The 10,554-nt window shown below is 60.5% G+C and carries 11 protein-coding genes and 1 pseudogene; 4 read left to right on the top strand and 8 right to left on the bottom strand.

Going from position 1 to position 10,554, the window contains the following annotated elements:
- Positions 1–143 precede the first annotated feature (143 nt).
- From PMI31_RS28450 to dadA, 5 genes are all read right to left on the bottom strand, one after another.
- Positions 144–566 (bottom strand): c-type cytochrome, encoded by a 423-nt coding sequence (locus tag PMI31_RS28450; RefSeq protein WP_043302725.1) that lies wholly within the window; start codon positions 564–566, stop codon positions 144–146.
- 182 nt (positions 567–748) lie between these two features.
- Entirely contained in the window at positions 749–1,297 is a 549-nt protein-coding gene (locus PMI31_RS28445; protein WP_008023455.1) for a cupin domain-containing protein, read from the bottom strand.
- Between the two features lie 128 nt (positions 1,298–1,425).
- Positions 1,426–2,499 (bottom strand): alanine racemase, encoded by a 1,074-nt coding sequence (gene alr, locus PMI31_RS28440; protein ID WP_008023453.1) that lies wholly within the window; start codon positions 2,497–2,499, stop codon positions 1,426–1,428.
- 99 nt (positions 2,500–2,598) lie between these two features.
- Complete coding sequence (locus PMI31_RS28435; RefSeq protein WP_008023451.1) at positions 2,599–2,952, bottom strand: RidA family protein; 354 nt, start codon at positions 2,950–2,952, stop codon at positions 2,599–2,601.
- Positions 2,924–4,228: a D-amino acid dehydrogenase gene (gene dadA / locus PMI31_RS28430; RefSeq protein ID WP_008023450.1), complete on the bottom strand. Its 1,305-nt coding sequence runs from the start codon at positions 4,226–4,228 to the stop codon at positions 2,924–2,926. The genes PMI31_RS28435 and dadA overlap by 29 nt, the downstream gene beginning before the upstream one ends.
- Positions 4,229–4,385: 157 nt before the next feature.
- Here dadA and PMI31_RS28425 point away from each other — a divergent pair, with 157 nt between their 5' ends.
- Entirely contained in the window at positions 4,386–4,874 is a 489-nt protein-coding gene (locus PMI31_RS28425; RefSeq protein WP_007975155.1) for an Lrp/AsnC ligand binding domain-containing protein, read from the top strand.
- A gap of 137 nt (positions 4,875–5,011) precedes the next feature.
- On the opposite strand, the gene PMI31_RS28420 is transcribed toward PMI31_RS28425, so the two are convergent.
- Complete coding sequence (locus PMI31_RS28420) at positions 5,012–5,365, bottom strand: YkgJ family cysteine cluster protein (protein WP_007975156.1); 354 nt, start codon at positions 5,363–5,365, stop codon at positions 5,012–5,014.
- Between the two features lie 147 nt (positions 5,366–5,512).
- Here PMI31_RS28420 and PMI31_RS28415 point away from each other — a divergent pair, with 147 nt between their 5' ends.
- A complete protein-coding gene (locus tag PMI31_RS28415; RefSeq protein ID WP_008023448.1) occupies positions 5,513–6,820 on the top strand; it encodes an NAD(P)/FAD-dependent oxidoreductase in 1,308 nt (435 codons plus the stop codon).
- Between the two features lie 116 nt (positions 6,821–6,936).
- Here PMI31_RS28415 and PMI31_RS28410 read toward each other — a convergent pair whose 3' ends face one another.
- Positions 6,937–7,182 (bottom strand): DUF1127 domain-containing protein, encoded by a 246-nt coding sequence (locus tag PMI31_RS28410; RefSeq protein WP_008023446.1) that lies wholly within the window; start codon positions 7,180–7,182, stop codon positions 6,937–6,939.
- A 179-nt stretch (positions 7,183–7,361) separates the two neighbouring features.
- Here PMI31_RS28410 and PMI31_RS28405 point away from each other — a divergent pair, with 179 nt between their 5' ends.
- Positions 7,362–8,795, top strand: a complete 1,434-nt coding sequence (locus PMI31_RS28405; RefSeq protein WP_008023444.1) for an aminotransferase-like domain-containing protein — start codon at positions 7,362–7,364, stop codon at positions 8,793–8,795.
- Positions 8,796–8,855: 60 nt separating this feature from the next.
- Complete coding sequence (locus tag PMI31_RS28400; protein WP_008023441.1) at positions 8,856–10,430, top strand: phospholipase D family protein; 1,575 nt, start codon at positions 8,856–8,858, stop codon at positions 10,428–10,430.
- Here the strand turns inward: PMI31_RS28400 and PMI31_RS30910 are convergent.
- A pseudogene (locus PMI31_RS30910) lies at positions 10,427–10,554 on the bottom strand (MFS transporter); the annotation flags it as partial. The gene PMI31_RS28400 and the pseudogene PMI31_RS30910 overlap by 4 nt on opposite strands.

Below are 10,554 nucleotides of genomic sequence, written 5' to 3'. Positions count from 1 at the left end.
GCTCGCGATGGTCGTCAACGATAACGCTGGAAACCTGGCACCCCGCGGTGCTCTCAGGTTCTTCGCGAGCAAGCTCGCTCCTACAGGAATCGCGGGCACAAAAAAGCCGCTCGAAAGCGGCTTTTCAGCAGGAAGACTCAGGCTTACTTCAGGCCGGACATCTTCTGGATGGCGCCTTTGAGCTCGGCGTCGGAGCAGTCGGCGCAGGTGCCTTTAGGCGGCATCGAGTTGATACCGGTAATGGCTTTGGCCAGGATGCCGTCGAGGCCGCCCTGGTGATCGGCACGGTCTTTCCAGGCGGCGGCATCACCGATTTTCGGTGCGCCTAACAAGCCTGAACCGTGGCAAGCGTTGCAATGTTTTGCAATCACCTCATCCGGGGTTTTCGCACCACCACCGCCGCCAGCGGCAGTGGCCACTTCCATGCCCTTGCACTCTTTACCCTGAACACAGACTTGACCGACCGGTTCAAGGCGTTTGGCGATATCGTCGTTGGTCGCAGCTTGAGCGCTGATACTGACAGCCCATAGGGCCAATACGGTTGCTGGTGCAGCCAGCATTTTCATAATTAGGTTCACGCGTTCACCCTCAATGGTGGCTAGTCACGCCTACGGCCACGGTTCGCAGGCGGGCGCAAGTATAGCGGTAAGCCCGTCGCACTGAAACAACCCCAAAGTCGGAGGGGTCTTAGGCCGCGACGGAAAAACAGCCCGGGCGCCTCTGCGATGCTGGCAGGACGCCTCTTTTCTTAGAAATTCGCTGGCGTGGCTGCGCTGATTAGTCGCGCCGGCACATCGAACGGATTCCGGAAACGGTGTGGCTTGGTACTTTCAAAGTAGTAGCTATCGCCGGCTTCGAGGACAAAAGTTTCGAGACCGACCACCAGTTCCAGTTTTCCTTCGACCAGGATGCCGGTTTCCTCACCCTCATGGGTGAGCATCTCGTCACCGGTGTCGGCGCCTGGCGGGTAGATTTCATTGAGAAATGCGATAGCGCGGCTCGGATGCGCCCGGCCGACCAGTTTCATGGTCACGGCGCCATCGGAAATGTCGATCAGCTCATTGGCCTTGTAGACGATCTGAGTCGGTTTTTCCTGCAGGATTTCTTCGGAAAAGAACTCGACCATGGACATGGGAATCCCGCCCAGCACCTTGCGCAGCGAACTGATCGAAGGGCTCACGCTGTTCTTTTCGATCATCGAAATCGTGCTGTTGGTGACCCCCGCCCGTTTGGCGAGTTCACGCTGGGAAAGGCCTTTGAGCCTACGGATGGATTGCAGTCGTTCACCGACGTCCAAAGCTAGCGCCTCCAGGATTCAGGAATGTTGGAATAGTGAGCGTTATCATGGCGACAGCGTTCAGTATTTACAACACCTTGACCTGAATCCTGCTCAGCGAGGCGACTTCCGGTCTGGAGCCTTGCTTACTAAGCCCCGGAATAGAGCAGTGGCACTCGGCGCAGGTTGCAGAAAATCTGGTAGGGAATCGTGCCGGCAGCCATGGCAACATCGCTGGCGAGGATGTTTTTGCCCCACAACTCGACGGTCGAACCGAGACCGGCCTGCGGCACATCGGTCAGGTCGATGCACAGCATGTCCATCGACACCCGGCCGATCAACTGGCTGCGCTGCCCGGCAACCAGCACGGGGGTGCCGGTCGGTGCCAAACGCGGGTAGCCATCGGCGTAACCCATGGCCACCACACCAATACGCATCGGTTTGGGCGTGATGAACCTGGCGCCGTAACCGACTGGCTCGCCAGCCGGCAGTTCGCGGACACTGATCACTTTCGACTCAAGGGTCATCACCGGTTGCAGGCGTGCGGCCACTTCGTTGGCCTCTTCGAACGGCGTGGCGCCATAGAGCATGATGCCCGGGCGCACCCAATCGCTCGGAATCTGCGGCCAACCGAGCACCGCCGGCGAGTTACGCAGGCTGACCTCGGCGGACAAGCCCCTACGCGCTGCTTCAAATACTGCCACCTGTTCAGTGCTGGCCTGTTCGTGCAGTTCGTCGGCACGCGCAAAGTGGCTCATCAGCACCACTTTCGCGACCTTGCCGCTGGCCAGCAGCCGTTGATAGGCCGCTTGATAATCCGCGGGGTGCAGCCCCACGCGATGCATACCCGAATCAAGCTTCAGCCACACGGTGATCGGCTTGCTCAACGCCGCTTTTTCGATGGCTTCAAGCTGCCACAGCGAATGCACCACGCACCAGAAATCATGCTCGACGATCAGCGCCAGCTCGTCGGCTTCGAAAAAGCCTTCCAGCAGCAGAATCGGCGCACGAATACCCGCCGCCCGCAGTTCCAACGCCTCTTCGATGCAGGCCACGGCAAATCCATCCGCCTCGGCTTCCAGTGCCTGGGCGCAACGTACCGCGCCATGGCCATAGGCATCGGCCTTGATCACCGCGAGGGCCTTGGCCCCCGTGAGTTCACGGGCAATCCGGTAGTTGTGACGCAGGGCTTGAAGGTCGATCAGGGCACGGGCAGGACGCATGGCGGCAGACTTCTGGTCGGGTTATCGGGAAAAAAAACCGGCACTGGCTGACAGCGTGAACCACCAACAGCACCGGGAGAGGGATCTTTTCTGACAGGCTTATGGCAGAGCGGCGACAACCGACAGCTCGACCAGGATTTCCGGTTCGCACAATTTCGCTTCAACGGTGGCACGAGCCGGGGCGACGCCTTTTGGCAGCCACTTGTCCCACACTGCGTTCATGCCTTCGAAATGCGCGTCGATGTCTTTCAGGTAAATCGTCACCGACAGCAGATTGTTTTTGTCGGTGCCGGCCAGATCGAGCAAACGCTCGATGTTGGCCAGGGTTTCGCGGGTCTGCTGTTCAATCCCGGCGTTCATGTCATCGCCGACCTGTCCGGCCAGGTAAACCGTGCCGTTATGGGTGACGATCTGACTCATGCGCTCATTGGTGAGCTGGCGCTGGACTGACATGCTTTGCAGGCTCCTGGGTTTTGTTGCCGTAACGGGAAATATCGAGGCCTTCGGCGCTGATCTGCGGCTTTTTCCTGGCCATCAGGTCAGCCAGCAAGCGACCGGAGCCACAGGCCATGGTCCAGCCCAGCGTGCCGTGACCGGTGTTCAGGAACAGGTTCTTGAACGGGGTGGCACCGACAATCGGGGTACCGTCCGGCGTAGTCGGACGCAGACCGGTCCAGAAGCTGGCCTGGGCCAGATCGCCGCCCTGAGGATAAAGGTCGTTGACGATCATCTCCAGGGTTTCGCGTCGACGCGGGTTCAGCGACAGGTCAAAACCGGCAATTTCAGCCATGCCACCGACGCGGATGCGGTTATCGAAACGGGTGATCGCGACCTTGTAGGTCTCGTCGAGAATGGTCGAGGTCGGGGCCATCGCCGGGTTGGTGATCGGCACCGTCAGGGAGTAACCCTTGAGCGGATACACCGGTGCCTTGATCCCCAGCGGCTTGAGCATCTGTGGCGAGTAGCTGCCCAGGGCCAGCACGTAGCGATCGGCGGTTTCCAGCTTGCCGTCAATCCACACGCCGTTGATGCGGTCACCGGCGAAATCGAGGCGCTGAATGTCCTGGTCGAAACGGAATTGCACACCGAGGTTCGCGGCCATCTCGGCGAGCTTGGTGGTGAACATCTGGCAGTCGCCAGTCTGGTCGTTCGGCAGGCGCAGGGCGCCGGCGAGAATGTCCGTGACGCTGGCCAGCGCCGGTTCAACGCGGGCAATGCCTTCGCGGTCGAGCAGTTCGAACGGCACGCCGGACTCTTTCAGCACGGCGATGTCTTTCGCTGCGCCGTCGAGCTGGGCCTGGGTGCGGAACAGCTGGGTGGTGCCGAGGCTGCGGCCTTCATAGGCAATGCCGGTCTCCAGGCGCAGCTCATCGAGGCAGTCACGGCTGTACTCGGACAGACGGACCATGCGCTCCTTGTTCACCGCGTAACGGCTGGCGGTGCAGTTGCGCAGCATCTGTGCCATCCACAGGTACTGGTCGAGGTCGGCAGTGGCCTTGATTGCCAGGGGAGCATGGCGCTGCAACAGCCACTTGATGGCCTTGAGTGGCACACCCGGTGCAGCCCACGGCGAGGCATAACCCGGCGAGACCTGCCCGGCGTTGGCGAAACTGGTCTCCATGGCAGCGGCCGGCTGCCGGTCCACCACCACCACTTCAAACCCGGCACGGGCCAGATAATAAGCACTGGTGGTACCGATGACGCCGCTACCCAAGACCATAACGCGCATTTTCATATCCCTCATCGCGGCTAACCGCTGACGTTTGTTATTCAGAGCTTCAGATGCGCGCAGTGTAAAAAAGATTTGCCAGTGCTTTTCACTATATAAGCGCCTATATTTGGCGACAATTCTCGGCAAAAACCCTTTTCACGGAGGCGCATCCCCTATGCGTACCAACACTCAGACCAAACGTGAGCTGGACAAGATCGACCGCAACATCCTGCGGATCCTGCAAGCGGACGGGCGGATTTCCTTTACCGAGCTTGGGGAGAAGGTCGGGCTCTCGACCACGCCCTGCACTGAGCGGGTCCGGCGTCTGGAGCGCGAAGGGATCATCATGGGCTACAACGCCAGGCTCAATCCGCAGCACCTGAAGGGTAGTCTGCTGGTGTTTGTCGAGATCAGCCTGGATTACAAATCCGGCGATACTTTCGAAGAGTTCCGACGTGCGGTGCTGAAATTACCCCATGTGCTGGAGTGTCATCTGGTGTCAGGGGATTTCGACTACTTGGTGAAGGCGCGGATTTCCGAGATGGCCTCGTACCGCAAACTGCTGGGCGACATCCTGCTCAAGCTGCCCCACGTGCGCGAATCCAAGAGCTACATCGTGATGGAAGAAGTGAAAGAGAGCCTGACGCTGCCGATTCCGGATTGAAATCTGCGGTGTCCGAACCGGCCTCATCGCGGGCAAGCCCGCTCCCACATGTACAGCGACGATTCTGTGGGAGCGGGCTTGCCCCGGGCGGCGTTCCGACGATTGCGTCGAGTCGGTGGACTTGATTCACGCGATGGTCAGACCAACACCTGCCGGGTACTGGCCATGTACTCGAACACCTGCTTCTCCACCCGCGGATGAATCAGCTCCACTGGCCCGCGCCCATTGGGGCACGGCAAGGTCTTGGTGGTGCCGAACAACCGGCAGATCAGCGGCCGCTCGTCATACACCGTGCAACCATTTGGCCCCAGATGCACACAGTTGAGTTCCTCCATGGCGGCATCCTGCTCGGCGCGGGTCTTGCGCGGCAGACGCGACATTTCTTCGGGCGAGGTGGTCACCGGCCCGCAGCAGTCATGGCAGCCGGGAACGCACTCGAACGAGGGAATCTGTTGTCGCAATGTGCGAATTGTCTGGCTGTTGCAGCTCATTGCAGCGGTGACCAATAGCGGAATAGAGCGCGATTCTGACGCAAAAGCCCCGATCCAGACAGCACCCGCCGACCAATGTTGCCCGTCCGGGAAGGTCCGGCTTATGCTCCGTCAAATTTTCTAAACATCAACACCAGGATCACGCACATGAACCCTCGTGCTCAGCAGCCTGCTCCGGACCACATCGCCTCCTACTACGCCGCCAGCAGTCTGCCGCAGCCTGAACTTCCAGCGCTCAAAGGCGAAGTGCTGGCCGATGTCTGCGTGGTTGGCGGTGGTTTTTCGGGGCTGAACACGGCGCTTGAGCTGGCCGAGCGCGGCCTCAGTGTGGTGTTGCTTGAAGCCCATCGAATCGGCTGGGGCGCCAGTGGACGCAATGGCGGGCAGCTGATTCGCGGCGTCGGCCACGGCCTCGATCAGTTCACCAACGTCATCGGTGTCGAAGGTGTTCGGCAAATGAAACTCATGGGCCTGGAAGCGGTGGAAATCGTCCGGCAACGGGTCGAGCGCTTCCAGATCCCCTGTGACCTGACCTGGGGTTACTGCGACCTCGCCAACAAACCCCGTGACCTGGAAGGTTTCGCCGAGGATGCCGAAGAACTGCGCAGCCTGGGTTATCGCTACGAAACCCGTTTGCTGCAAGCCAACGAGATGCACACCGTGGTCGGCTCCACGCGTTATGTCGGCGGCCTGATCGACATGGGTTCGGGGCATCTGCATCCACTGAACTTGGCCTTGGGCGAAGCCGCAGCGGCACAACGACTGGGGGTCCAGCTGTACGAGCAGTCGGCCGTGACCCGCATCGACTATGGCCTCGAGGTCAAAGTCCATACCGCCGAGGGGTCGGTGCGCGCCAAAACCCTGGTACTGGGCTGCAATGCCTACCTCAACAACCTCAACCCGGAACTCAGCGGTAAAGTCCTGCCCGCCGGCAGCTACATCATCGCCACCGAACCACTGAGCGAAGAACAGGCCCACGCCTTGTTGCCGCAGAACATGGCGGTCTGTGACCAGCGAGTGGCGCTGGACTACTACCGGCTCTCGGCGGACCGGCGCCTGCTGTTTGGCGGCGCCTGCCATTACTCGGGCCGCGACCCGAAAGACATCGCCGCGTATATGCGTCCGAAAATGCTGGATGTCTTCCCGCAATTGAGCGCCGTGAAGATCGATTACCAATGGGGTGGCATGATCGGCATCGGCGCCAATCGCCTGCCGCAGATCGGGCGACTCAAGGACCAGCCGAACGTGTACTACGCCCAGGCCTATTCCGGTCATGGCGTGAATGCCACGCACCTGGCCGGCAAACTGCTGGCCGAAGCCATCAGCGGCCAGCACAGCGGTGGTTTTGATTTGTTCGCCAGGGTGCCGCACATCACTTTCCCGGGTGGCAAGCATTTGCGTTCGCCATTGTTGGCGTTGGGGATGTTGTGGCATCGGCTTAAAGAGTTGGTCTGATGTGTTTGTGGCTTTTTTGAGGGCGCCTTCGCTGGCAAGCCAGCTCCTACACAGCGCGCGCGAACCCTTGTAGGAGCTGGCTTGCCAGCGAATAGAGCTTAAGAACACTGCAACATTCAGATCCGCCAGAAAGGCTTCAGCCCCTCCTCCTGCGCCTGCTCCCGCGTCAGCCCGATGTCCTTGAGCTGATCGGCCGTCAGCGACAGCAACGCCTTGCGCGTGTGCAGGCGAAGCCAGAACTGGTCCCAGCGACTCAGGCCGGACGGCGCATGACGCATGCCCGCCTCCCGCGTGCCGTTGTTCTGCCCTGTCGCCAGTTCCTGACTGTGTAATGTCAGCCGCACATCGCTCAAGCCGTTCATCTTGGATGCTCCTGTTTACTTGGGTAGCCAGAGGTTCCATGATGCGTGGGCGCGAAAAAGCATTACAGATTCAAATCGTCTGTATTAAATCCATACAGATTTGCCGATTCCGCCACTGAATCCCGATTTTTTGCCCTATCTGTACTGGTCAATCGAATCATCCCTATCGAGGCTGCACCTTGACCCTTTACGTCAACCTCGCCGAGTTGCTCGGCACGCGTATCGAACAGGGCTTCTATCGCCCCGGTGACCGGCTGCCCTCGGTACGGGCGCTGAGCGTCGAGCACGGTGTCAGCCTGAGCACGGTGCAGCAGGCCTATCGGGTGCTGGAAGACAGCGGACTGGCCACGCCACGGCCCAAGTCCGGGTACTTTGTTCCCGCCAGCCGCGAACTGCCGGATTTGCCGGCGGTCGGTCGCCCGGCCCAGCGCCCGGTGGATATCTCTCAATGGGATCAGGTGCTGGAACTGATTCGCGCTGTGCCGCGCAAAGACGTGGTGCAATTGGGGCGCGGCATGCCGGACATCACCAGCCCGACCATGAAGCCGCTGCTGCGCGACCTGGCGCGAATCAGCCGGCGGCAGGACATGCCCGGCCTGTATTACGACAACATCCACGGCAACCTCGAACTGCGCGAACAGATCGCTCGCCTGATGCTCGATTCCGGCTGCCTACTGGGTGCCAGCGATCTGGTGGTCACCACTGGATGCCATGAGGCGCTGTCCACCAGCATTCGCGCGATTTGCGAGCCGGGGGACATTGTGGCGGTGGACTCGCCGAGCTTCCACGGTGCCATGCAGACCCTCAAGGGCCTGGGCATGAAAGCCCTGGAAATCCCCACCGATCCGCTGACCGGCATCAGTCTCGAAGCACTGGAACTGGCCCTGGAGCAGTGGCCGATCAAGGTCATACAGTTGACCCCCAACTGCAACAACCCGCTGGGCTACATCATGCCAGAGTCGCGAAAACGCGCGTTGTTGATGCTTGCGCAGCGGTTTGACGTGGCGATCATCGAGGACGATGTGTATGGCGAACTGGCTTACACCTATCCGCGTCCACGCACGATCAAATCCTTCGACGAGGACGGTCGCGTCCTGTTGTGCAGTTCGTTTTCCAAGACCCTGGCGCCGGGCCTGCGCATCGGCTGGGTCGCGCCGGGTCGTTATCTGGAACGTGTGCTGCACATGAAATACATCAGTACGGGTTCCACCGCGCCACAACCGCAGATCGCCATTGCCGAATTCCTAAAAGGTGGCCACTTCGAACCGCATTTGCGACGGATGCGCACGCAATACCAGCGCAATCGCGACATGATGATCGATTGGGTAACCCGTTACTTCCCGGCCGGCACCCGCGCCAGTCGCCCGCAAGGCAGCTTCATGCTGTGGGTCGAGCTGCCGGAAAGCTTCGACACCCTGAAACTGAATCGAGCACTGCACGACCAGGGCGTACAGATTGCCGTGGGCAGTATTTTTTCCGCCTCGGGCAAGTACCGCAATTGCCTGCGCATGAACTACGCGGCCAAGCCAACGCCGCAGATCGAAGACGCGGTGCGCAAGGTCGGCGCAACAGCAATCAAACTGCTGGCGGAAACCGATCAGCTCAGCGACTGACTTTTACTCGGGAATTGGCGTCCATATGCCTATCTGCGCAGCCAAACGGAACGATCCTACGTGAGAGTCAGACAGCCCCTGCTTGCTCTTCTGCTGCTCGCCACGCTCCTGGGCGGTTGCTCCAGCTTCGACGTTCGACGCGAACCGAGCCAGGCGCTACCGGCTTCAGACTCCGCATTCGGCCGCTCGGTCCAGGCGCAGGCCGCCCCTTACAAGGGACAATCAGGCTTTCGCCTGCTATCGGACAGTACCGAGGCCTTCACCGCCCGTGCCGAACTGATCCGTAACGCCCAAAGCAGTCTCGACTTGCAGTACTACATCGTGCACGACGGCATCAGCACGCGCATGTTGATCGAAGAATTGCTCAAGGCCGCCGACCGGGGCGTGCGGGTGCGGGTACTGCTCGACGACACCACCAGCGACGGCCTGGACCGGGTCATTGCCACCCTCGCCGCGCACCCGAAAATCCAGATCCGCGTATTCAATCCGCTGAATCTTGGCCGCAGCACCGGCGTGACGCGTACCGTGGGCCGGCTGTTCAACCTGTCGCAACAGCATCGACGCATGCATAACAAGTTGTGGCTGGCGGACAACAGCATGGCCATCGTCGGCGGACGAAATCTGGGGGACGAGTATTACGATGCCGAGACCAAGATGAATTTCACTGACATCGACATGCTCAGTGTCGGCCCGGTTGCCGAGCAACTCGGGCACAGTTTCGACCAGTACTGGAACAGCGCCCTGAGCAAGCCGATCGACGAATTCCTGTCGAGTAAACCCACCGCCCAGGACCTGGAAAACACCCGCACCCGACTGGAAGAGTCCCTGGCGCAAACGCGCAAAGAGGATCACGCGCTCTACAAACACCTGATGACCTTCACCACGCACCCGCGCCTGGACATCTGGCGCCGCGAGCTGATCTGGGCCTGGAACCAGGCATTGTGGGATGCGCCGAGCAAGGTACTGGCCAAGGGTGAGCCCGATCCGCAGTTGCTGCTGACCACGCAACTCGCACCTGAACTCGATAACGTCAGCAAAGAGCTGATCATGATCTCGGCCTACTTTGTCCCCGGCCAGCCAGGCCTGGTGTACCTGACCGGGCGCGCCGACGCCGGCGTTTCGGTGAGTTTGCTCACCAATTCACTGGAAGCCACGGACGTTCCCGCGGTACACGGCGGTTACGCGCCTTACCGCAGGGCACTGCTGGAACATGGCGTGAAACTTTACGAGTTACGTCGCCAACCCGGCGAGGAAGGCGGCGGCGGAAGCGGACCGCATCTGTTTTCCAGTAACTCCTATCGCGGTTCTGACTCCAGCCTGCACAGCAAGGCGATGATCTTCGACCAGCAGAAATCCTTTATCGGCTCGTTCAATTTCGATCCACGCTCGGTGCTGTGGAACACCGAAGTCGGCGTGTTGGTGGACAGTCCGGAGTTGGCCGCCGGGGTCCGCGAACTGGCGCTGCAGGGTATGGCGCCAGCCCTGAGTTATCAGGTGGAGCTGGAAAACGATCAGATCGTCTGGACCACCGAAGACGACGGGAAAAAGCACACCCTGACCAAGGAGCCAGGGAGTTGGTGGCGGCGCTTCAATGCGTGGCTGAGCAACACGGTTGGGCTGGAGAAAATGCTTTAGGCCGGCTCGACAAGTGCACCAAACGCCCCCTGCCGCGACACTACGATCAACACGCCCAAGGCCCCTGCCGCCATCAGCAACGGCAACGCATGGCCGCTGATCCACTGGCTGGCGGCGCCCGCCA

The organism is Pseudomonas sp. GM55, from assembly GCF_000282395.1.
In the GTDB taxonomy this organism is placed as follows: Bacteria; Pseudomonadota; Gammaproteobacteria; order Pseudomonadales; family Pseudomonadaceae; genus Aquipseudomonas; species Aquipseudomonas fluorescens_CC.
This window is presented reverse-complemented; position numbering and strand designations above follow the sequence as displayed.